Origin of the sequence: Patulibacter medicamentivorans (assembly GCF_000240225.1) — a bacterium.
Classification (GTDB): domain Bacteria; phylum Actinomycetota; class Thermoleophilia; order Solirubrobacterales; family Solirubrobacteraceae; genus Patulibacter; species Patulibacter medicamentivorans.
In genome coordinates this window covers 1-22585 of the sequence record NZ_AGUD01000252.1, presented here as the reverse complement: position 1 = coordinate 22585, position 22585 = coordinate 1, and the positions used below count along the sequence as shown (strand labels likewise).

Genomic DNA, 22585 nt, shown 5'->3' with positions numbered 1-22585 from the left:
CTCAGGACATCAGGTCGGACGCGAGCTCGTCGAAGACCTCGACGTAGGCGTCGACGGCCTCCTCGCTGTGGGTCACGGAGAGCGTCCACTCCTCCTCGCGACCGGGGGTCATGAAGATCCCGCGGTTCATGTTGAAGAGCCACGCCAGGTCGCTCAGCTCGGCGTCCTGGTTAGCCTTGAAGCTGGCGTAGTCGGTGATCTTGGTCGGCGAGAAGGTGACGCAGCCCTTCGAGCCGACGCCGACCGCGTAGCCCGGCAGGCCGTACTTCTGGATCACCATGTCGCAGGCGCCGACGATCCGGTCGTTGAGCGCGTCGAGGTGCGCGTAGGCGTCGGGCGTCAGGACCTCGATCAGGCTGGCGCGCGTGGCGGCGACCCCGAGCGGGTTGCCGTTGTAGGTGCCGACCTGGTAGACGCTGCCGTTCTTCACGACCGACATGACCTCCTCGGTGCCGCCGATCGCGCCCATCGGCAGGCCGGCGCCGAGCGCCTTGGCCAGGGTCACCATGTCGGGGGTCACGCCCCACTTCTCGGTCGCGCCGCCGGCGGCGATGCAGAGCCCGGTCTTGACCTCGTCGAAGATCAGGACGATGCCGTGCTTGGCCGTCAGGTCGCGGACGGCCTGCAGGTAGCCGTCCTCGGGCAGGACGACGCCGAGGTTCATCATCGCCGCCTCCATGATCACGCAGGCGGGCTTGCGGTCCTGCGCGATCAGCTTCTCGAGTCGGCGCTCCATCGCGCCGACGTCGTTGAAGGGCACCGCGACCGTCATGTCGACCGTCGCCTGCGGGATCCCGGCGCCGTAGGGCAGCGACGCGAGGTCGTCCGGCTCGCCGATCTTGTCGTACTCGACCCCGATCGAGACCATCACCGTGTCGTGGTGGCCGTGGTAGCTGCCGAAGATCTTCATCACCGTGTCGCGGCCGGTGAAGGCGCGCGCGATCCGGATCGCGTCCATCGTCGACTCGGAGCCGGAGTTCGTGTAGCGCCACTGCGGCAGGCCCCAGCGACGGGCCAGCTCCTCGCCGACGGCGATCGCGTCCTCGGTCGGGGCGGCGAAGTGGGTCCCCTTGGCGTAGCGCTCCTGGATCGCCTTGCCGATCACCGGATGGGCGTGGCCCTGGACCATCGAGCCGAAGCCGTTGTGGAAGTCCCACATCTGGTTGCCGTCGACGTCCCAGACGACGGGGCCGTCACCGCGCTCCAGGTAGATCGGCCACGGGTCACGCAGCTGGTACGACGAGGCGACGCCGCCGGAGAGGCTGCGGTTGGCGCGCTTGAACATCTCGGCCGAGCGGCCGGTGCGCTCGTTCAGGACGCGCTCCTCGCGCTTGATCAGCTCGCGGATGCGCTGACGGTCGATCGGCGGGGCGGCGGAGGTGCTCATGGACTTGATGATCCCATCATCGGTTGCCTGGAAGCGCTGCCGCGGGCGGCGCTTTCCCCGAGCGTAACGCCGCCCCCGCGCGACGACCAGCGACAGCCCGACGCGTCCCGCCGCGCGCGGGGGGACGGACCGTCGGACGGGGCGGGGTGGCGGTGCCGCCGGCTCCGACGAACGGCCGCCTCGCGCGACCCGCCGCGGCGGCTGTGGCAGGCTGGGCGGATGGCCGTCCCGCCCACGTCCCGTGCCCCGTACACCTCGCCGCTCGCCGAGGCGCTGGCCCCCGACCTGCTGGCCCGCTTCCAGCGCTACGTGCGGGTCGCGACCCAGTCCGACCGCGACGGCGACCGCTGGCCGAGCACGCCGGGCCAGCTGGACCTGTCGCGGCTGCTGGTCGACGAGCTGCAGGCGCTGGGGCTCGGCGACGCCGTCCTCGACGAGGACGGCTACGTCTACGCCACGCTGCCGGCGACGATCGACGAGGCCGACGGACCGGTGCCGACGATCGGGCTGATCTCGCACGTCGACACCAGCCCCGACGCTCCGGGCGACGGGGTCGAGCCGCTGATCCACCACGGCTACGACGGCGGCACGATCCACCTGCCGCGCGGCGGCACCGTCCTCGATCCGGCCCAGATGCCCGAGCTGCGAGGGCGCGTCGGCCACGACCTCGTGACCTCCTCCGGCGACACCCTGCTCGGCGCCGACGACAAGGCCGGCGTGGCCGAGATCGTGACCGCGATCGCCTACCTGGCGACCCATCCCGAGCTGCCTCGCCCGACGCTGCGGATCGGGTTCACGCCCGACGAGGAGATCGGCCGCGGAGCCCACCGCTTCGACATCGAGCGCTTCGGAGCGATCTGCGCCTACACGATCGACGGCTCCGAGCCGGGCGAGCTGCAGGACGAGACGTTCACGGCCGCCGAGGGAATCGTCACGATCGAGGGCCACGACGTCCACCCCGGCTTCGCCACCGGCAAGCTGGTCAACGCGACCCGGCTCGCGGCCGAGGTCGTCGCCGCGCTGCCGCCCGAGCGGACGCCGGAGCGGACGTCCGGCCGCGAGGGGTTCATCCACGTCTACGAGACCGAGGGCAACGCGGCGCGCGCGGTGATCCGCACGATCCTGCGCGACTTCGACGACGAGCTGCTGGCCGCCCACGGCGAGCTGCTGCGACGCACCGCCGAGCAGGTCGTCGAGCGCGAGCCGCGCGCCAGGGTGACCGTCGAGATCCGCCCGCAGTACCCGAACATGCGGACCTACGTCGAGGCGTTCCCGCAGGTCACCGAGGCCGCCGAGCGCGCGATCCGGGCCGAGGGCCTGGAGCCGCTGCGGACCGCGATCCGCGGCGGCACCGACGGCTCGCAGCTGAGCGCGATGGGGCTGCCGACGCCGAACGTCTTCACCGGCGGCCACGAGTACCACTCGGTCCGCGAGTGGGCATCGCTGCAGGAGATGGCCGCCGCTGCCGCCACGATCGTGCGCCTGGCCGAGGCCTGGACCGCGCCGGACCTGCGGCGCGCCGTCCGCGGCTGAGCGCCGGCGGCCGCTCGCGCCGGCGGCCGCGATCCGGCAGGCTGCGCCCATGGAGCTGCGCGAGAAGGTCGTGGTCGTCACCGGCGGCGCATCGGGGATCGGGCGAGCCCTGGCCCGCCGGTTCGCCGAGGAGGGCGCGCGCGGCGTGGTCGTCGCCGACCTCGACGGGAGCGGCGCCGACGCCGTCGCGGCGGAGATCGGCGACGCCGCGCGGGCGATCGCCTGCGACGCCTCGCGCGAGGACGACGTCGTCGCGACGATCGAGCTGGCCCGCCAGGCGTTCGGCCCGGTCGACCTCTTCTGCGCCAACGCCGGGGTCGCGGTCGGCGAGGACGAGCAGGTCGCCGACGAGGTCTGGGACCTCGCCTTCGCCGTCAACGTGCGGGCGCACGTGATCGCGGCGCGGCTGCTGGTCCCCGAGTGGCTGGAGCGGGGCCAGGGCCACTTCCTCAGCACCGCGTCGGCAGCCGGCCTCCTGACCCAGATCGGCTCGGCGCCCTACGCGGTCACCAAGCACGCGGCGGTGGCCTTCGCCGAATGGCTGGCCGTGACCTACGGCGACCGCGGGATCGGGGTCAGCTGCCTCTGCCCGATGGGCGTCGACACCCCGCTGCTGCACGGCGCCGGCGGCCCGGGCGGGGGATCCGGATCGGGCGGCGACGCGACCAGGGCCAGCGCGGTCGTCAAGGCCGCCGGCGACATCCTGAGCCCGGAGGCCGTCGCCGGCACCGTCGTCGACGGCCTCCGCGACGGCCACTTCCTGATCCTGCCCCACCCCGAGGTCCTGACCTACTTCCGCCAGAAGGGCAGCGACTACGACCGCTGGCTGGCGGGGATGCGGCGGCTGCAGTCGCACGTCTCCGGGATCGACTGACGAGGCTCCCGGATCGGTTCCCGGGCCAGACCGGGCCTGTCAACTGTGGTTGACAGATCGGTGGTTGTCAACTACGGTTGACGACATCGCCGTGTCCGACCACCTGCCCTCCCCCGACGATCCCGCCGCCGCCCTGGCCGCGGTCGTCGCCCTCCGTCGCACCGCCGAGCGCCTGGAGCGCGAGGCCGTCGCCCGGGCGATCGACCAGGGATGGACGTGGGCCCAGGTCGCCGAGGCGCTCGGCGTGACCCGCCAGGCCGCGCACAAGCGCCACGCCCGCCGCGGCGCCGACCGACACCGATCCGAGGATCCGACGAGATGAAGCTGACGCGCCGCTTTCGCTCCGTCAACACCATCAAGCTGCTGCTCACCGACGCCGAGGCGAAGGGCCGGGCCGCCGGGGAGTCCCACGCCGGCGCCGAGCACCTGCTGCTCGCGGCGCTCGACCTGCCCGACGGCCTCGGCCGGCGCGCCCTGGTCGCCGCGGGGGCCGACCCGGACGCCGTCGGCCCGGCGATCGAGGCCGAGCACGACGACGCGCTGCGGGCGATCGGCGTCGAGCCGGTCGCGATCGAGCCGACCGCCCCGCCCCCGCCGTCCGGCCCGCTCCTGACCGGCGCCTCGGCCCAGGCCGCCTTCCGCCGCGCCGCCGAGCTGTCCCGCGCCGACAGGCGACTCGGGCTGACCGGCGCCCACGTCGTGCTGGCCGTCGCCGAGATGGAGCACGGGACGGCCGCTCGAGCCCTCCGCCGGCTCGGCGTCGACGGCGCCGCGCTGCGGGCCGCCGCCCGCGCCGAGCTCGACCGCGCGGGTGGCGCGCCCCGCACCTAGCCGTCTGTTCCCCGCAGCGCCCGAGCGGCGTGGACCTCTGATCGATCCGACGGCCAGTGGGGTGGTCGGTGCACGCCCCATCAGGCACAATGCCCGTGCGGGTCCGCACACCCCCCTCGTGCGTCCCCGCGTCCCATCCACCGCGGCGCCCAACACGCCCGGTGATCGAAGCGCCCCGCCTCCCCGGCGGGGCGCTTCTGCTTCAGCCGCACGGCGGCGGTCGGCGACCCGGGCCGACGGCCCCGGCGAACGCGGCCCTCCTCCGGGACCGAGATACAGCTTGCGGCGTGTTGTATCACGAGGCGACCGCGTTCGGGTAGCGTGGCCAGCACCATGCCGCTCGTCGACAAGCTGCCCGCCTCCGCCCGCCGCGCCGGCCTCGAGGTGCGGGGCCTGCGGGCGCTCTTGAAGGCCGGGATGCTCGGCGCCGAGTCGCCGCAGCGGCTGCGCCAGATCGCCCGTGCGCTGAGCGACTTCGGGTCGTTCGGTTCGGCGACCAAGATCGCGGCCCTGCGCCACGGAGCGCTGCCGGCGATCGCCGACGACCGCGGCGAGGTGACCTTCGCGGACTTCGACGCGCAGGTCGACCAGCTGGCCAACGCCCTGCGGGCCAAGGGCATCGGTCCCGGGTCGAAGATCGGGATCCTCTGTCGCAACCATCGCGCGCCGCTGCTCGTCGCCTTCGCCGGAGTCCGCGCCGGCGCGACGGTCGTCTACCTGAACACCGCCTTCTCGGCCCGCCAGGCCAAGGAGGTCGCCGAGCGCGAGGGCGTCGAGCTGCTGTTCCACGACGAGGAGCTGGCGGACGCCGTCGCGGGCGTCGAGCTGGCGCTCGGGGCCGTCGCCTGCGCGACCCGGCCCGGGGTCGAGGATCCGCTCGACGCGCTGATCGCCAGCGGGGCGTCCGGGGCGCCGCCGGCCCCGCCGTCCAGCGGCCGAATCGTGCTCCTGACCAGCGGCACCACCGGGACCCCGAAGGGCGCCCCGCGCGAGGACCCGCGCGGGTTCATCGGACCGGGCGCGGTGCTCGAGCGGATGCCGATGCGGGCCCGCGAGGCGACCGTCATCGGGCCACCGTTGTTCCACGGCACCGGCCTGCTGATCGCGCTGCTGTCGCTCGGCCTCGGCTCGAAGCTGGTCCTGCGTCCGCGCTTCGACGCCGCCCAGTTCCTCGACGACGTCGAGGCCCACCGGGCGACGACGGTCTGCGTGGTGCCGATCATGCTGCAGCGGGTGCTGGCGCTCGACCCGGACGAGGTCCGGGCGCGCGACCTCTCCTCGCTGCGGGTCGCGTTCAGCGCCGGCTCGCAGCTGCCGGCCGAGGTCGCGGCGCGCGCCACCGAGCTGCTCGGCGACGTGATCTACAACCTCTACGGCTCGACTGAGGTGGCGCTGGCCACCCTGGCGACGCCGAGCGACGTCCGCGAGGCGCCGACGAGCGTCGGCCGGCCGCTGTTCGGGTCGCGGGTCCGGATCCTGGACGAGCACGGAGACGACGTGCCGAAGGGCGCCACCGGGCGGATCTTCGTCGGCACCGGGATGCCGTTCGAGGGCTACACCGGCGGCGGCAACAAGGAGATCATCGACGGCCTGCTGTCGAGCGGCGATGTCGGCCACTTCGACGCCGAGGGCCGGCTGTACGTCGACGGCCGCGACGACGAGATGATCGTCTCCGGCGGCGAGAACGTCTTCCCGCGCGAGGTCGAGGAGCTGCTGATCAGCCATCCGGCGATCGTCGACGCGGCCGCGATCGGGGTCGACGACGCCGACTTCGGGCAGCGCCTGCGGGCGTTCGTCGTGCTCGGCGACGGCCAGGCGCTCGGTCCCGAGGAGGTCCAGGCCTTCGTCAAGGACAACCTGGCGCGCTACAAGGCCCCGCGCGACGTCGTCTTCCTCGAGCAGCTCCCGCGCAACCCGACCGGCAAGGTCCTGAAGCGCGAGCTGGCCCAGATCGAGCAGGCCTAGAGCGCGGGCACGGCGGCCGCGCGGCGCCGGCCCGCCAACGTGATCGACCGGGCGCAGCGAACGTGACCGATGAGGTGTTGGAGCAGGTGGGCACGCGGCAGGCTGACCCCGATGCCCAACGACGGAGGCCCCGCATGACCACCCGCCCAGCTCTTCGCCCGCTCGTGGCCGCCGCGGTCCTCGGCGCGGCCCTTGCCGCCGCCGGCCCGGCCTCCCCCGCCCTCGCCTCCCCGGTCGGCGCCTGTCCGACGGTCGGCCGGACCCTGGCGCGCGCCAGCAACCCGACCGTCCGCGTGTACCGGACGGGCGCCAGCCTTCGCGCCTGCGTCGCGCCGCGCGGCCAGCGGCGGGTCGTCCGGCTGCTGGACACCTGGAGCAGCAGCACGAAGGTCGCCGTCGCCAGCGGCAGCGTGGCGTGGACGACGCGCCGGACCGTCGGCGGCCTGCCGGTCGACGCGGTCACGACCGAGGTGGTCCGGACCGGGCGGACGTGGCTGCGCGCCGAGGACGCGGCGCCGTCCCCCGACTCGGCCACGCCGGCCGCCGCCGATCGCGTGCTGCGCGTCCTCACCGACGGGCGCGCCACCGCTTGGGTGACCGCGAGCGGCGTGGTCGCCGCGGCCGTCCGCCGGATCGACCTCTCGAGCACCACGCTCTACGGCGCGGGCGTCCCCGGGACGGTGCCCTACCGCAGCGATCACACGTTCTTCCTGCGACAGGCGGGACCGGCCCACGCGGCAGCGGTCGCCCGGCGCCTGCGGTTCGCCCTCGGCGGCGACGGCGACGAGTGCGGCGGGACCGTCGACCACCAGCTCCTGGTCCCCGGCTGGGACACCCGGCCGCCGCTGATCTTCGTCTACGCCTCGGTGCCGTGGGAGGCCAAGGGCCCGTGCGGCTGACCGGCGCATGGCCGCGACCGGTGCGCGTTTGGCACCTGTGAGGTGTCAAACGCGCACCAGTGGTCCGACGGCCCCGCTCTCAGACCACCAGCCCGTGCCGGACGGTGTTCTCGGTGACGGCCTGGGGGTCGACGAACGACAGCAGGTAGTCGGGCCCGCCGGCCTTGGTGCCGGTCCCCGACAGGCGGTTGCCGCCGAACGGCTGGCGAGCGACCATCGCTCCGGTGATCCCGCGGTTGACGTAGACGTTGCCGGCCGGGAGCGCGTCGACGATCCGGCGGACGGTTCGCGGGTTGCGGCTGAAGACGCCGGCGGTGAGGGCGAAGGGCAGCGCGTCGACCCGGGCCAGCGCAGCGTCCAGGTCGGCGACCCGTTCGACGCTCACCAGCGGGCCGAAGACCTCCTCGTGCAGCAACGCCGCACCGGGCGGCAGGCCAAGCGCCAGCGCCGGGCGCACCCAGCAGCCGTCGGCGATCGCCACGTCCGGCTCGGGCCCGGGTCCGAGCACGAGCTCTCCCCCGTCGTCGCGGACCAGCTGCTGGAAGCGTTCGATCCGCTCCTGTGCCGCTCGCTCGATCACCGCCGGCACGTCGGTCGCGAAGCGCTCGGCCGGCCCGACGACCAGCGTCGACAGGGCCCCGGCCAGCCGCCGCTCGAGCCGCTCGGCCACGTCCGCCTCGACCAGCACCCGCGACGCGGCCGAGCACTTCTGCCCGGCGAACGCGAACGCCGAGTCGAGGATCGCCGGCACCACGTCGTCGAGGTCGGCGTCGGCCGCCACCACGACGCAGTTCTTGCCGCCCATCTCGGCCACGACGCGCTTGAGCTGGCGCTGCCCGGGAACGATCTCGGCGGCCCGCCGCAGGATCTCCAGCCCGACCCCGGCCGAGCCCGTGAACGCGATCGTCGCGACCCGTGGGTGGTCGACCAGGGCGGCGCCCGCCTCCCCCTCTCCGGGAAGCAGCGCCAGCGCGCCGGCCGGGACGCCCGCGCGATGCAGCAGCTCGACCAGCCGCGCCGCGCACGCCGGGCTCTGCTCGGCCGGCTTCAGGACCACCGGGTTGCCGGTCACCAGCGCCGCCGCCGTCATCCCGCACGGGATCGCCAGCGGGAAGTTCCAGGGGGCGATCACGGCACAGACGCCGCGCGCCCGGTAGCGCAGGCTGTTCTGCTCGCCCGGCGGCTGCGGCAGCGGCCCGCCGAGCGCGGCCGACCGCTCGCCGTAGTAGCGCAGGAAGTCGATTGCCTCGCAGACGTCGGCGTCGGCCTGCGCCCACGGCTTCGCGCACTCCCGCACGGCCAGCGCCGCCAGCCCGGCGCGCTCCTCGACCAGCAGCTCCGCCGCCCGCCGCAGGACCGCCGCGCGCTCCGCCATCGGCCGCTCGGCCCAGGCTCGTCCGGCGACCTCGGCGACGGCGACGGCCCGGTCGACCTCGTCCCGTCCGGCGCGCGCGCTGGTGGCGACCGTCCGGGTCTGGTCGCCCGGGTCGAGCGACCGCAGCTCGTCGCCATGGCGCACCTGCCCGTCGATCAGGACCGGGACCCGCAGCGGCAGGCGGGCGTCGAGCGCGGCCAGCGCCGCGGTCAGCCGGGCCCGCTCCGTCGCCAGCCGCAGGTCGAGGACCGGCTGGTTGGCGAAGGTCTCGCCCCCGCTCACGGCGCGCGCACCAGGTCGTCGACCGAGGCCCCATGCGCCTGCCGGTCCAGGAACGAGTCGCTGGCGGTGTTCTCCAACAGCCGTCGCACCAGGTAGGCCATCCCGGCCACCAGATCGCCGACCGGGCAGTAGACCCGCACCCGCAAGCCACGCCGGGCCAGCGCCGTCCGCAGATCCTCCCCCAGGCCCAGCAGCACCTGCAGCTCCAGGTCGCGGCCGTCGCCGCCGCCGTGGCGGTCGTGGGCGATCGCGTGGGCGACCGAGCGCAGGTTGTGGGACGCGATCGCCACCCGCACCGCCGGTCGCGCATCGAGCAGCCGTCGGGTCAGGGCCTCGTAGGCGCGGTCGGTCGCGGCCTGGTCGGGGTGGACCGCCGGCGTCCAGCCGTGCTGGCGGGCGTCGATCACCTCGTGGTCCCAGTAGGCCCCCTTGACCAGCCGCACGAGCAGCGGCGGCTTGCGGCGGCCGGCGGTCACCAGCAGCCGGTCGAGGACCTCGTCGGCATCCCGCAGGTAGGCCTGCAGCACCACCCCGGCCGAGGGCCCGTCGGCGAACTCCGGCTCGGCCAGCAGCTCGAGCGCGGTGCTCAGCACGGCCTCGCGCGAGTCCAGCGACTCGCTGTCCAGGTGCAGGTGCGCGCCGAGCTCCCGCGCCCGTCGCGCGATCGGCCGCAGCCGTCGCTTGGCGTCCTCGCTGACCCGCTCCGGCGCGAACGGATGGCGCTGGGGCGTCAGCGCGCTGAGCTTCACCGACAGGTGCGCGCGCGGCAGCGGCCCGGTCCCGTCGGCGTCCAGCCGCGGCCGTCCCGGCAGCCCGCGGTAGGCGCGGTCGAGCTGCTCCAGGGCGTCCAGGCAGCGTGCCGCGTAGGTGTCCGCTTCGGCGTCGCTGACGGACGCCTCGCCCAGCAGGTCGAGCGCGGTCGCCGCGCCCTCGTCCCAGAGCTTCGCCAGCGAGCGGGTCGCCCCCGCCGCGTCCTCGGCGAGGATGAACTGGCGCGCCATCCGCCGCACCGCCCAGGTCGCCCCGCGACCGACCAGCGGCGCGGTGATCGGCCGCCGGGCCAGCCCGTCGACGGCCGCGAACGGTCCCGGCAGCCGGTCCGCCTCGGCCAGCAGCGCCTCCAGGTGCGCCGCCGCCTCGCGCTGGCTGCGGGCCGCCGGCGCGACGTCGACGAACCGGAACAGCGCCGCCTTCAGCTGCGGGTCGGCCGCGATCCGGTCGATCGCCTGGCGGTCGATCCCGCCACCCAGCCGGTGGTGCGGCAGCGCGTCCGCGAGCTCGTGGCCGATCCGGTGGATCAGCTCCTCGGGGGCGGTGGTGGCGTGGGCGCTCACGGGCGTGCCTCGATCTCCGACGATAGCGCCGGTTCGGCCGGGCCCGCCGATCGTCGGCGGATCCCGGCTCGGCGGGTCGCGATCACGCTGATCGCGACCCGCCGCGGGACGGGACGACGGGAGCCGGATGCCGTCGGCTACGGGCGGCCGAGCCGGACCGCGTTGAGCGCGTTCACGGAGCCGTCGCCGTAGAACGAGTTGTGGTCCGTCGTGCCGGTGCAGCGGGCCGTGTACGACGGCGGCAGGTCCGGATCCGGGTAGGTCAGGACCCCGCCGGGCGGGCACGCCATCGGCACGGCCGAGCGCTCCAGCAGCCGCTCGGTCTTGGCGGCCGGCAGCGTCAGGCCGCCGTTGCGCCGGTCGCGCCTGCCCTTGGCCGCGACCACCAGGGCCGCGACGCCGGCAGCGTGCGGGCTCGCCATCGACGTGCCCTGGATCCACTGGTAGTAGGAGCTGACGCCGCCGTGGGTGTCCTTGACGACCAGCGGCGTCGTCGGGTTGCCGGCCGCGTCGATGTCGACCTTGCCGTCGAGGTCGGTGTCGCCGACCCGTCCGACGCTCTCCGGGTAGGCCGCCAGGATCCGGTTCTCGGGAGCGTTGAACCGCGGGGTGCCGAAGAACTCCCGGCGGTCCCCGCCCGGCGCCGCCAGGTCGGCCTGGTCGAGGCTCCAGTTGGAGTAGTACGCCTTGCGGCCGGTCGGGCCGTAGGAGGTCACGCCGACCACGCCCTCGGTCTCGGTCGGGACCGACAGGCAGCTGTTGTCGATCGTCCGCTCGTAGGCGGCGTCCGGCGGGTAGTCCGGCGAGGTGTCGTCGAACTTGGGGTCGTCGATGTCGGTGTTCTCGTTGCCGAGCGCCGCGACCGGCAGCACGCCCTTGCTGCGGGCGTAGTCGACTGCCCGCTGGACCGCGATGATCGTCGTCCGCTGCTGCGCCTGCGCCTGGGGCGAGTCGGCCGGGTTGGCGGTGCAGTTGTAGAGCCAGGGATCGATGTAGAAGCTCATGTTGACCACGTCGATCCCGTGGTCGCCGGCGTAGGTCAGCGCGTCGACCGTCGGCTGCGTGAAGAAGTAGCCGGAGTCCTGGCCGACCCGCAGGTTGACGATGTCGGCCTTGGGCGCGACGCCGCCGATCCCGAGGCCGTTGATCGGCGACGCGATCGTGCTGGCCACGTGGGTCCCGTGCCCGTCCTCGTCGACGTCGGGCGGGTCCTGGCAGGAGCCGTCGGGATCCTCGGCGCAGGGGCCGTCGATCACCGGGTCGTCGACCGTGAAGTTGCGCGACAGCCCGCGGTCGAAGTTGGGGGCGATGTCGGGATGGCCGCCGTCGACGCCGGTGTCCATGATGCCGACCCGGACGCCGGCGCCCTGGTCGTAGCGGTAGCTCTGCTGGGCGGTGGCGCCGATCGCGGCCATGTCCCACTGCAGCGGGGCCAGCGGATCGATCCCGGTCGCCGGCGGCTGCGGCTTGCGGCGCTGCGCTCCCGCGGCGTCGCGACCGCCGTCGACGCCATGCTCGATCGCGCGGTTGCGCTGCAGGCGCTTGGCGGCCGCCGGGACGCGGCCGATCGCGCGCCGCTCGCTGGCGCCGACGATCGCGACCGCCTTGACGGCACGGGGAGCGAAGCCCTTGGGCCCGCGCACGGCGCCGACCGCGACCGCGCGGTTGTAGCGCACGACGGTGCCACCGGCTCGTCGCACCGCGCGCTCGAAGGACGCGCGGCTGGTGCCGGTCTTCGCGACCACGGTGTACTGCCGGACCGGTGCCTTGGGAGCGGCCGTGGCCGCGGCTGGGACGCCGGCGACGGCGCACGCGGCCGCCACGGCGCCCGCCATCAACGCTCGGGAACGCGTCATCGGGGGAACCTCCTGGTGTGTCGAGCGTCCGGCGCGGGGGATCTCGCCAGATCGCTGGGGCGGCAGGCTCGCATACGCCCTTCGAGCCCGTGCGACCGTTTCGTCCAACATGCCGGACCACTTTTGGTCCGGTTGCACAACCAGCGCCGGGACGGCGGGTTGACCAGCCGGTCAGGAACGTTCGCCGGCGGCCAGCGCCGGCAGCCGACGCGCCGCCGGATCGTCGGCCAGCAGCGCCCAGCGCTCGTGGTCGCGCCACTCGCCGCCGATCCGCAGGTAGCGCGGCGAGAAGCCCTCGCGCTGCAGGCCCAGCCGGCGCGCCAGCGCCAGCGACGGCGCGTTCCCGGGCTGGATGTTGGCCTCGACGCGGTGCAGGCCGTGGCGGCCGAACGCGTCCAGCAGGACCTGGGCGACGCCCTCGGTCAGGTAGCCGCGCCCGGCGTGGGCGGCGACGGCGTTGTACCCCAGGTACGCGCTGCAGAGCGGCCCGTGGACGATCTGGCTGAGATTGACGTAGCCGACCAGCGCGCCGTCCTCGTGGCGGTGCAGCAGGTAGCCGGCGAAGTCCTCGCTGCGGGTCCGCTCGACGTAGGCGGCGAACACCTCGCGGGTGGTCGGCGGCGTGGCCCACGGCTCGTGCAGGTCGAGGCTGGCGCGCATCGCGGCCACGAAGTCGTCCGCGTCGGCCATCCGCGGAGCGCGGATGGCCACGCGGCCGACGGGCTCCGGTTGCGGCTGCCGATGGCGCGCGAGCATCGCGTCCATCGTAGGTCAGCCGGATCGGCGCCGGGTGGCAGCGGACCGCCGACGCCAGCGGACCGGACGCGACGTTCCGGTCGACGAGCGACCGGAACGTCCCGCGCCGATCCCGCCACCCGATGCCGGTGGCGGGATCGCGGAGCGCGCCTCAGAGCGCCTTGAGCTCCTCGGTGATCGCCTCGACCGAGGCCTTGGCGTCGCCGAACAGCATGCTCGTCTTCGGATCGACGAACAGCGGGTTGTCGATGCCGGCGTAGCCCGACGACATCGACCGCTTGAGCACGATCGTCGACTGCGACTCGTCGACGTTGAGGATCGGCATCCCGTAGATCGGGCTGTCGGCCTTGTTGCGCGCGTCGGGGTTGGTGACGTCGTTGGCGCCGATCACGAGCGACACGTCGGTGCGCTTGAACTCGCCGTTGATGTCGTCCATCTCCTTGAGCTGCTCGTAGGGCACGTCGGCCTCGGCCAGCAGCACGTTCATGTGACCCGGCATGCGGCCGGCCACGGGATGGATCGCGTACTTGACCTCGACGCCCTTGGACTCGAGCAGGTTGGCCATCTCCTTGACCGCGTGCTGCGCCTGCGAGACCGCCATCCCGTAGCCGGGGACGATGACGACCAGGCGGGCGTAGGCCATCTGGATCGCCACGTCGGAGGCGCTGGTCGAGCGGACCGTGCCGCCACCGGCGCCGGCCGCGCCGGCCGGGGCGTCGCCGCCCCCGCCCCCGAACCCGCCGGCGATCACCGAGACGATCGTGCGGTTCATGGCGATCGCCATCTGCTGGGTCAGGATCGTGCCGGACGCGCCGACGATCATGCCGGCGACGATCAGCGCCTGGTTGTCGAGCGAGACGCCGGCCGCGGCCGCGGCCAGGCCGGTGAACGCGTTCAGGAGCGAGATCACGACCGGCATGTCGGCGCCGCCGATCGGCAGCACCAGCAGCACGCCGAAGACGCCGGCGGAGATCAGCAGCAGGACCATCAGGCCCTCGCTGGTGGAGCCGGTGGCGATCGCGACGGCCGAGCCGATCGCGACCAGGCCGACCAGCGCCTGGACCGGCAGCTGCAGCGCCTTGAGCGTGATCGGCGCGCCGGAGATCAGCTCCTGGAGCTTGCCGAAGGCGATGTTCGAGCCCCAGAAGGAGACCGAGCCGACGATCGCGCTGAAGAGCGAGAAGACGACGATGTAGGTCGGCGTGACGTCGAAGCCGCCCGAGGTGCGGAACTCGGCCCACGCGATCAGCGCGACCGCGCCGCCGCCGACGCCGTTGAACAGCGCCACCATCTGCGGCATCGCGGTCATCTTGACCTTGCGCGCGGCGGGGACGCCGACGCCGACGCCGATCAGCGAGCCGATGATGATCAGGACCGGGTTGTGGAACGGATCGACGAGCAGCGTCGCGACGACGGCGATCGACATGCCGATCGCGGCGATCCGGTTGCCGCGGACGGCGGTCTTCGGGCCGGTCAGGCCGGAGAGGCCGTAGATGAACAGCGAGAAGGCGACGATGTAGAGGACCGACTTGAAGTTGGCGTCGGTCAGGAACGAGGCGAGCGGGCCGTTCATCACTTGCCGCCCTTCTCGTCGTCGCCCGCGGCCTTCTTCGGCTCGGGCTTGGCCTTGAACATCTCGAGCATCCGGTCGGTGACGACGAAGCCGCCGATCACGTTGATCGCGCCGAAGACCAGCGCGGCGAAGAGGATGATCGTGGTGCCGGTGCCGAGGTCGTCGCCGGTGGCCAGCAGCAGCAGGCCGCCGAGCACGACGATCCCGTGGATCGCGTTGGTGCCCGACATCAGCGGCGTGTGCAGCGTGTTGGGGACCTTCGAGATCACGGCGTAGCCGACGAACCCGCTCAGCACGAGGATCGCGAGGTTGGTGAGCAGCGTGCTGCTGCTCCCCGAGGCGTGCTCGGCGACGCCGAGCACGGTGGTCGAAAGCGCGGACATCAGGCTGCAGCCTCCACGGTCTTCTTGGCGCCCGGATGGACGATCTCGCCGTCGCGCGTGATCGCCGCGCCGGCGATGATCTCGTCGTCCCAGTCGAGCTTCAGCGACGGCTCGCTGGCGCCCTCCGGGGTCTCCAGCATCAGCTCGACGAGCGACTGCACGTTGCGGGCGTACAGCTGCGACGCGTGCTCGGGCATGTCGGACGCCAGGTTCAGCGGCGAGACGATCGTGACGTCGTGCTTGACGACGGTCTGGCCCGGCTCGGTCAGCTCGCAGTTGCCGCCGGTCTCGCCGGCGAGGTCGACGATCACCGAGCCGGGGCGCATGCCCTCGACGGCCTCGGCGGTCACCAGCCGCGGCGCGGGACGCCCCGGGACCAGCGCGGTGGTGATCACCACGTCGAAGCCCTTGGTCGCGTCGGTCAGCGCCTGCTGCTGCTGGTCGCGCTCCTCCTGCGTCAGCTCGCGGGCGTAGCCGCCCTCGCCGGCGGCCTCGATCCCGAGGTCCAGCCAGGTGGCGCCGAGCGACTCGACCTGCTCGGCCGTCTCCGGCCGCACGTCGTAGCCGGTCGTCTTCGCGCCGAGGCGGCGGGCGGTGGCCAGCGCCTGCAGGCCGGCGACGCCGATCCCGAGCACCAGCACCTTCGCCGGCGGGATCGTGCCCGCGGCGGTCATCAGCATCGGGAAGAACCGCGTCGAGTGATCGGCGGCGGTCAGGACCGACTTGTAGCCGGCGACGTTGGACTGCGACGACAGCGCGTCCATCGCCTGCGCGCGGCTGATCCGCGGGATCGCCTCCATCGCGAAGGCGGTCACGCCCTTGTCGCGCAGCAGCGTCGCCGTCTCCGGCGAGGAGAGCGGCGCGAGGAAGCCGATCAGGATCGACTCGCTGCCCAGCCGGGCGACCTCGTCGGCGGTCGGCGGGGCGACCTTGACGACGATGTCAGCGCTCCAGACGTCGGAGCTGAGCGTGGCCCCGGCCTCCTCGAACAGCGCGTCGGGGATCAGCGCATGCTCCCCCGCGCCCGGCTCGACGACGACCTTGACGCCCTTGGCGCCGAGGCGCTTGATGACGTCCGGGACCAGCGCTACCCGACGCTCGTCGGTGGCGGTCTCCTTCGGAATACCCAGCGTCAGGCTCATGGGCCCACCACGCGGGGGCTTCGTGCGGTTCCGTGTGACACAGACGGGCCTCCAGGTTGCTCGGGGACGTGGCCGCGCCACCACCGGCGCGACTCAAGTTCTCCGCCCGCCCGCCCGCCTCGCGCGCGGGCCGCGGGGCCCGGCGCCGACGACCGCGTCGGACAGCGGCGAAGTATGTCGGATCCCGCGGTTGCACGGTCGCCGCATCCATTCCCACAGGCATTCCACTTTGGAATTGCTACTGCCGGTAGGGCGCCTGAGCGCCCCGCGAGACCGCCCACCGGCGGACGCCGCCGGGCCCGCCGACCACGACCTCGTCGACCAGCGCCGGCGGGAACAGGCCGTGTTCCACCACGCCGGGCGTCGCCGCCAGCCAGGCGGAGAGCGCCGCCGGGTCGGCGATCGTGCCCGCCGGCCCGAGGTCGGCGATCACGCCGCCGTCCGGGCTGCGGGGCGCGTCGCGAACGGCGGCGTGGGCCAGCCGCCGCAGCGTCGCGGGCAGACCGAAGTCGAGCAGCTCCAGCGGCACCGGCCCGCTGATCCGCTCGACCAGCTTGTCGTCCGAGACGATCACCACGAACCGCGCCGCGGCGACCGCGACGACCTTCTCGCGCGTGTGGGCCCCGCCCCCGCCCTTGACCAGCCAGGCCTCGTGGTCGACCTGGTCGGCCCCGTCGATCGCCACGTCCAGCCGGTCGAGGGCCGAGAACGGCTCGACCCGCAGGCCGAGCGCCAGGGCCGCCTCCTCGGTCGCCGGCGACGTCGCGACGCAGCGCAGGTCCAGGTTGCGCTCGGCCAGCGCCGGCAGCAGGTGGGCGACCGTCGATCCGGTCCCCAGGCCGACCCGCGCCCCGTGCGGGACGTCGGCCGCGGCGGCTCGGGCGGCGGCCCGCTTGCCCGCCTCGCGCTCCGCCTGATCCGCGCTCACCGGACCATCGTCGCAGCTTCCCGCGGGCGCTCGAGACCGCTCGTCGTGGTGGCGCGTGGCCGCCCGGCCGTCCCTACCATCTCGCCGATGCCGTTCCCGGTCCCCCGACGTCTGCCGCTGGCGCTCTGCGTCCTGGCGGCGCTGGCGGCGCTGCTCGGCCCGCTGGCCGCGGGCTCGCGCGCGGAGGCGCCGGCGGCGCCGATGGCGAAGGGCCTGCAGGACGTGCGGATGGCCTACTCCGACGACCCGGAGCTGCGGGCGGCGTTCTGGCGGGCGGTCGCCCAGGCCAAGGTGACGGTGGTGCGGTCGCTGGTGGTCTGGAACCCCAGCGAGGGCGACGCGATCGCGCCGCGCTACGTCACCGCCGTCCGGCGGGCGGCGATCGAGGGCGAGGCGGTCGGCGCCAGGCTGCTGGTCGGCATCTACTCGCCGATCAACCGCAAGCGGGGCACGCCGATCCGGATCACCGACGCCCTGATCCGCCGCTACGGCAGGTTCGCGACCTCGGTCGCCGAGGCGTTCGCCGACCTGCCGATCGCCGGCTACCTGACCTGGAACGAGCCGAACTTCCGCTCGATGTGGCCGCTGGACCAGGCGCGCCGCTGGGTGACGCTCTCCAACGCCGGCTACGCGGCGTTCAAGAAGGCCGACCCGGGCGTCCCGGTGCTGGTCGGCGAGTTCGCCCCCAACGCGCGGACCTCGAACGCGATGAACCCGGGGCTGTTCCTGCGCAAGGCGCTCTGCGTCGACTCGCGGTTCCGGTCGCTGCGGGCCACGCGCTCGTGCCGGACGCGGCTGCGCGCCGACGGGATCACGCTCCACACCCACGACTTCCAGAAGCCGCCGACCCAGACCCGCGCGAACCGGGACGCGTGGACGATGGGCAACCTGCGCAGCGCGCTCTCGCAGCTGCGCTCGCTGGCGGCGGCCAAGCGGATCAGCCGGACCGCGTCGCGCAACGTCCACATCACCGAGTTCGCCTACCGGACGGCCGGCAGCAGCAGGACGCCGATCGCGCGCGCGGCGCAGTACCTCGATCAGGCGTGGCGGTTCGCGCGCCGCGAGGGGATCCGCAGCTTCACGTGGTACCAGCTGCGTGACCCGGGCGCCGGGAACGAGTGGCAATCCGGTCTGCAGACGCACGCCGGACTGTCGCGAGCGACCTGGCGTACCTTCCTCGGGCTGCGATGAGCCGGTCGAGCGCGGCGACCAGCTCGGCGCTGTCGACGGGACCGCCGTCGCGCCGCACGGCCGCCGGGCGCAGGCCGCCGACCAGCGCGGCCTGGAGCCGGTCGAGGAACGTCTCCTCGGCCAGGTCCTCGACGCCCAGGCGGGCCGTGTGGTCGGTCCGCTGCTGGACGTCGAGCAGCCGGTAACCCGCGGCCCGCAGCCGAACCGCGGCCGACAGGACGGCGGCGCTGCCCGCGTCGGCGGCGACGTGGAACATCGACTCGAGGGTGTGGGCACGGCCGAGGGCGACGCCGAAGGTGCCGCCGACCAGCTCGTCGCCGGACCAGACCTCGAAGCTGCGGGCGTGGCCCCAGCGGTGCAGCGCGCGGTAGGCGGCCGCCAGGCGCGGCGTCAGCCAGACCTCGCCGGGATCGAGGCCGGGACGCTGGGCGCAGCGGTCGACGACCTCGCCGAACGCCCGGTCGACGGTCAGGCGGTACTCGTGGCGCGGGAGCGTGCGGCGCAGCGTCCGCGGCAGCCGGATCGCGTCGAGATCGAGGATCGCGCGCGGATCGGCCCGGTAGGCGGCGACGCGGAAGCGGCCGTCCTCGTCGCGGGTGTCCATCGGGAAGGCACCCTGCTCGTACACGAACAGCATTCCGGGGGGATCGAGGATCCACCCGCCGTCGTCGGTATGGGGGCCGCGCGCGCTCTCCACCTAGCGCCACCGTAGCGAACCGGAGCGCCCTCGGTGACACCGATCGACAGTCCGTCAGCCAGGCGTCCGCCGAGGACTGCCCGGACCGCGCGCCGGACGCAGTGTCCGGGGCGCTTCGGGACGCTGGCCCGGACCGCCGATCGACGGCGGGACGACCCGGGGATCGGCGGAGGCCGGGAGTCAGCCGGCGGCCGGCGCGCGGTCGACGAAGAGCGTCTGGGTGGCGGTGCCGAAGCGGCCCGCCTGGTCGTGCAGCTCGGTGGTCGTGAGCCCGGTCCCGGCGCGGTCGAGCTCGGTCCGCGGGCGCAGGCCGATCCACTCCCCCGCCGGGTCGCGGTGCAGCGAGACGTTGAGGTCGCAGTTGACGAACAGGTACTCGCCGAACGAGACCGGGTGGGCGAGGCCGTTGCCGAAGTCCGAGGCGGTGGCGGCACGCTGGATCGGCGTCGGCTGCTCGCCGGGGACGACCGGCAGCCGCAGCCGGAACCAGGCGATCGCCGTCGATCCGAGGGCGTCGAAGCCACCCTCGACCTGGCGGATCTCGATCGCGGTCGGGTGGAATCCGAGCGTGCCCTCGGGGACGAAGCGATCGGTCAGCTCGGGCGCGCCCTCGGGCGGCGGCAGCTCGGGCCACGGGCCGGAGACGGTGGCGGGCAGCTCGACCTGGCCGCGGCGCAGCAGGATGCCGCGGGCCTCCATCGCGACGCGGCCGCCGGCGAGCAGCTCGGCGGTCACGATCTGCTGGCGCCGGCCGGGCTTGCGCAGGCGGGCCCGGATCTCGATCGGGCCGAGCGGAACGGGCCCGTAGAAGGTGTAGGAGAGGGCGCTGATCCGGACCTCGTCGCCGACCGCCGCGCGCTCGATCGCGCGGGCCAGCAGCGCGGCCGGGGCGCCGCCGTGGGAGCTGCGCGGGTCCCACGGTCCGCGGGCGGCACCGGTCAGGAGCAGCTGCTCGACGTGGTCGGCGACGGCCGAGGAACCGTCGCGGGCGGGGCCGTCGGCGGTCCTGGAGTCGGCGGCCGGGTCCGGCTCCGGGAGGCGCGGCAGGGCGATCGCCTCGGGGACCGGCTCGGGCGTGGCGGGGCGCTCGTCGCCGGGGGTGGTCGGGATCGGGGGGTTGCTGCTCATGCTCGGGCCTCGGCCTGCTCGGCGACCTCGGCGATGACCTCGGAGAGCTGCCCGCCGCGCCACGCGATCGGGGACTGGCCCTCGTCCTCGACCAGTAGCCGGGCGCCGGGGATGGCGTCGGCGTAGCGGCGGGCGACGGCGAGCGGATGGCCGGCGTCGGCCTCGTCGCGGCTGCCGACGACCGTGGTCGGGACGCTGATCGCCTGCAGCTGGGCGAGGTCGTCGAGGGGGGCGCTGCGCGGGACGGCGCGCAGGGCGTCGGCGACCGCCTCGGGGTGCTCGTGGACGGCCAGGCGCTGCGCGGTGACCTTGCGGACCGTGTCGCGCCAGGCCTCGGGGACGTCGTCGAAGCGGTAGGCGGCGACGAAGCCCTCGGCGCCGCCCGAGGCCATCCCGTCGGCCAGCCGGTCCCAGCGGGCGAGGGCGCGCGGGTCGGACTCGTTGCCGGGGACGAAGGCCGGCGTGGCGAGCACGAGCCCGGCGACGCGGTCGGGGTGCTCGAGCGCGGCCCGCATCGCCGTGTGCGCCCCCATCGACGCGCCGGCCAGGACCGCGCGCTCGATCCCCTGCTGGTCCAGGACGTCGATCAGGTCCCCGACCAGCAGCTCGTAGCCGTAGTCCCGTGGGTTCGGAGCGGGATCCGAGGCCCCGTGCCCACGCGCGTCGTAGGCCACGACCCGGTGCCCGCTCCGCTCCAGGCGCTTGCTGCCCATGACGACGTAGCGGTGGCTTGCGGTCAGCCCGTGCAGCAGGACGACCGGCCGTCCCTCGCCCGCGACCTCGACGTGCAGGTGCATTGCCCATGTCCTAGCAGGCGGGTGGTCGTCGTGCGGGATGGTGGGGTCTTTGGGAGGGGGCCGGCGAGCCCGCTCAGCGCGCCGATTCCAGCGGCAGCGTCAGCTGCGCGCCGGGCCCGTCGATCAGCTCGAGGCCGGCGGCGCGAACGCCGAGCAGGCGGACGGGCTGGGCGGGGGCGTATTCGAGCAGCATCGCGACCGCGATCTCGGCGAGGACCTCGGGGTCGTCGATCGCCGTCGGGAGGGTCCGGGAGCGGGTGACGGTGGTGAAGTCGGCCAGGCGGACCTTGATCCCGACCGTCCTCCCCCGCCGCCCCTGGCGCTCGAGCGCCTCGCCGAGCGCGATCGCCAGCCGGCGCAGCTCGCGCTCGAGGTCCTCGATCTCGTCGAGGTCGATCGAGAAGGTGGTCTCGCGGCTCTCCGACACCGGCTCGCGGACGGCCACGACCGGATCGCGATCGTCGAACCGGCAGCGCCGCCACAGCCACGGCCCCGTCCGCGGCCCGTACCACTCGCTCAGCTGCGGCTCGTCGAGTCGCGACAGCGCCCGGATCGTGCCGACGCCGCGGCGCTCAAGGTCGAGCGCGGTCTTGGGCCCGATCCCCGGCAGCAGCCCCGGGGACTCCCCCGCCCACCGCCGCCAGGCGTCGCGCCGGTCCAGGACCACGAAGCCGCGCGGCTTCTCGGCGTCCGACGCGAGCTTGGCCACCAGCTTGTTCGGCCCGATCCCGACCGAGACGTCGAGCGAGGTCTCGGCCTTGACCCGGGTCACCAGCCGCCGCATCGCGGCCCGCGGCGCCAGCATCCCGGTCAGGTCGACGTAGGCCTCGTCGAGGCTCATCTGCTGGACCACCTCGACCTCGTCGCGGATGATCGCCATCACCCCCTGCGACGCCTCGCGGTAGGCGTCCAGGTCGGGCGGCACGAGGATCGCGTCCGGGCAGCGGCGGCGCGCCGTCACCAGCGGCATCGCCGACCCGACGCCGTGCTTGCGGGCCTCGTAGGTCGCGGTCGTGACCACCGATCGCGGCCCGTCGTGGGCGACGATCACCGGCTTGCCGCGCAGCTCCGGCCGTCGCAGCAGCTCGACGGCGGCGAAGAACGCGTCGCAGTCGACGTGCCCGACGCAGCGCTCGGGGCCGGCGTCGGCCGGCGGCTCCGGCGGCGCGGCCGGGGTGGCGGGGGCGGCACCGTTCGCCGTGCCGTCCTCGGACGACCCGGCGGAGGAGCGCTCTGGGGAACCGTCGGGCACCACCTGCGGAGGGTACGCCGCCCGGCGGCGCGAACACCTGTTCGTGCGAGGCGGGGGTGGCTGGGGCGGGACGGTCGCGCCCCTACCGCCCGGCGGATCGTCGTCTCACGGCGCACCGGCCGCGAGACGGCGAGATGACGGCTCCGCGACGCCTCGTCGTCGTCTCACCTCCGGCGTTCCCCGAGACGACGATTCAAGGTCGTGCCTGCCGCGAACCGAGGAGCCTTCAGGCGGCGCGGCAGCAAGGCGGACGCCGGCCAGCGCCGGCGAGGTCCCACGATCGACCCCGGCATTCGGGGTCGATCGTGGGACCTCGCGACCTCGCCCGCCGCCCGCCGCGGGTGGATGCCTGGTGCTCGTGGACCGAGGAGGTCGCCGCCGGGAAGCGAGAGCCGTGCGCCA

At 74.4% G+C, this 22585-nt stretch carries 20 protein-coding genes; 7 read left to right on the top strand and 13 right to left on the bottom strand.

The window, feature by feature from the left end; translation table 11 throughout:
- Window position 1: 1 nt before the first annotated feature.
- Window positions 2-1387 carry an aspartate aminotransferase family protein gene (locus PAI11_RS17880; protein ID WP_007577365.1) on the bottom strand — a complete coding sequence of 462 codons (1386 nt, stop codon included), beginning with the start codon at window positions 1385-1387 and terminating at the stop codon, window positions 2-4.
- 219 nt (window positions 1388-1606) lie between these two features.
- On the opposite strand from PAI11_RS17880, the gene pepT reads away from it, so the two are divergent.
- From pepT to PAI11_RS17850, 6 genes are all read left to right on the top strand, one after another.
- Complete coding sequence (gene pepT, locus PAI11_RS17875) at window positions 1607-2920, top strand: peptidase T (RefSeq protein ID WP_007577363.1); 1314 nt, start codon at window positions 1607-1609, stop codon at window positions 2918-2920.
- A 49-nt stretch (window positions 2921-2969) separates the two neighbouring features.
- Complete coding sequence (locus tag PAI11_RS17870; RefSeq protein ID WP_007577361.1) at window positions 2970-3794, top strand: SDR family oxidoreductase; 825 nt, start codon at window positions 2970-2972, stop codon at window positions 3792-3794.
- Window positions 3795-3885: 91 nt separating this feature from the next.
- Window positions 3886-4116: a helix-turn-helix domain-containing protein gene (locus PAI11_RS17865; protein ID WP_007577359.1), complete on the top strand. Its 231-nt coding sequence runs from the start codon at window positions 3886-3888 to the stop codon at window positions 4114-4116.
- Window positions 4113-4625, top strand: coding sequence for a Clp protease N-terminal domain-containing protein (locus tag PAI11_RS17860; RefSeq protein ID WP_007577356.1), 513 nt, complete (start codon window positions 4113-4115; stop codon window positions 4623-4625). Before PAI11_RS17865 ends, PAI11_RS17860 begins: the two co-directional genes overlap by 4 nt.
- 333 nt (window positions 4626-4958) lie before the next feature.
- Complete coding sequence (locus PAI11_RS17855) at window positions 4959-6590, top strand: AMP-binding protein (protein ID WP_007577354.1); 1632 nt, start codon at window positions 4959-4961, stop codon at window positions 6588-6590.
- Between the two features lie 134 nt (window positions 6591-6724).
- The gene (locus PAI11_RS17850; RefSeq protein ID WP_138974401.1) at window positions 6725-7489 is read left to right on the top strand and encodes a hypothetical protein; all 765 of its coding nucleotides are present in this window, start codon (window positions 6725-6727) and stop codon (window positions 7487-7489) included.
- 79 nt (window positions 7490-7568) lie between these two features.
- On the opposite strand, the gene PAI11_RS24700 is transcribed toward PAI11_RS17850, so the two are convergent.
- The 8 genes from PAI11_RS24700 to rpiA form a co-directional block, all read right to left on the bottom strand.
- Window positions 7569-9146, bottom strand: a complete 1578-nt coding sequence (locus PAI11_RS24700) for an aldehyde dehydrogenase family protein (protein ID WP_050897301.1) — start codon at window positions 9144-9146, stop codon at window positions 7569-7571.
- A complete protein-coding gene (locus tag PAI11_RS24695; protein ID WP_050897300.1) occupies window positions 9143-10480 on the bottom strand; it encodes a proline dehydrogenase family protein in 1338 nt (445 codons plus the stop codon). The genes PAI11_RS24700 and PAI11_RS24695 overlap by 4 nt, the downstream gene beginning before the upstream one ends.
- A 137-nt stretch (window positions 10481-10617) precedes the next feature.
- Entirely contained in the window at window positions 10618-12336 is a 1719-nt protein-coding gene (locus PAI11_RS17835; RefSeq protein WP_007577350.1) for a S8 family peptidase, read from the bottom strand.
- Between the two features lie 171 nt (window positions 12337-12507).
- Window positions 12508-13092, bottom strand: coding sequence for a GNAT family N-acetyltransferase (locus PAI11_RS17830; RefSeq protein WP_007577349.1), 585 nt, complete (start codon window positions 13090-13092; stop codon window positions 12508-12510).
- A gap of 151 nt (window positions 13093-13243) precedes the next feature.
- A complete protein-coding gene (locus PAI11_RS17825) occupies window positions 13244-14665 on the bottom strand; it encodes an NAD(P)(+) transhydrogenase (Re/Si-specific) subunit beta (RefSeq protein WP_050897299.1) in 1422 nt (473 codons plus the stop codon).
- On the bottom strand, window positions 14665-15048 hold the full coding sequence (locus tag PAI11_RS17820; RefSeq protein WP_007577344.1) for an NAD(P) transhydrogenase subunit alpha part 2: 384 nt from the start codon (window positions 15046-15048) through the stop codon (window positions 14665-14667). Before PAI11_RS17820 ends, PAI11_RS17825 begins: the two co-directional genes overlap by 1 nt.
- On the bottom strand, window positions 15048-16190 hold the full coding sequence (locus tag PAI11_RS17815; protein ID WP_007577342.1) for a Re/Si-specific NAD(P)(+) transhydrogenase subunit alpha: 1143 nt from the start codon (window positions 16188-16190) through the stop codon (window positions 15048-15050). Before PAI11_RS17815 ends, PAI11_RS17820 begins: the two co-directional genes overlap by 1 nt.
- Before the next feature lie 238 nt (window positions 16191-16428).
- On the bottom strand, window positions 16429-17118 hold the full coding sequence (gene rpiA, locus PAI11_RS17810; protein ID WP_040600830.1) for a ribose 5-phosphate isomerase A: 690 nt from the start codon (window positions 17116-17118) through the stop codon (window positions 16429-16431).
- An 87-nt stretch (window positions 17119-17205) separates the two neighbouring features.
- Here rpiA and PAI11_RS17805 point away from each other — a divergent pair, with 87 nt between their 5' ends.
- The gene (locus PAI11_RS17805; protein WP_081488510.1) at window positions 17206-18309 is read left to right on the top strand and encodes a hypothetical protein; all 1104 of its coding nucleotides are present in this window, start codon (window positions 17206-17208) and stop codon (window positions 18307-18309) included.
- Here the strand turns inward: PAI11_RS17805 and PAI11_RS17800 are convergent.
- The 4 genes from PAI11_RS17800 to dinB form a co-directional block, all read right to left on the bottom strand.
- The gene (locus PAI11_RS17800; RefSeq protein WP_138974400.1) at window positions 18197-18946 is read right to left on the bottom strand and encodes a leucyl/phenylalanyl-tRNA--protein transferase; all 750 of its coding nucleotides are present in this window, start codon (window positions 18944-18946) and stop codon (window positions 18197-18199) included. The genes PAI11_RS17805 and PAI11_RS17800 overlap by 113 nt on opposite strands.
- A gap of 240 nt (window positions 18947-19186) precedes the next feature.
- Entirely contained in the window at window positions 19187-20134 is a 948-nt protein-coding gene (locus PAI11_RS17795) for a thioesterase family protein (protein ID WP_007577339.1), read from the bottom strand.
- Window positions 20131-20931 (bottom strand): alpha/beta fold hydrolase, encoded by an 801-nt coding sequence (locus tag PAI11_RS17790; RefSeq protein ID WP_007577337.1) that lies wholly within the window; start codon window positions 20929-20931, stop codon window positions 20131-20133. The genes PAI11_RS17795 and PAI11_RS17790 overlap by 4 nt, the downstream gene beginning before the upstream one ends.
- A 73-nt stretch (window positions 20932-21004) precedes the next feature.
- Window positions 21005-22183 (bottom strand): DNA polymerase IV, encoded by a 1179-nt coding sequence (gene dinB / locus PAI11_RS17785; protein WP_170320749.1) that lies wholly within the window; start codon window positions 22181-22183, stop codon window positions 21005-21007.
- Window positions 22184-22585 lie beyond the last annotated feature (402 nt).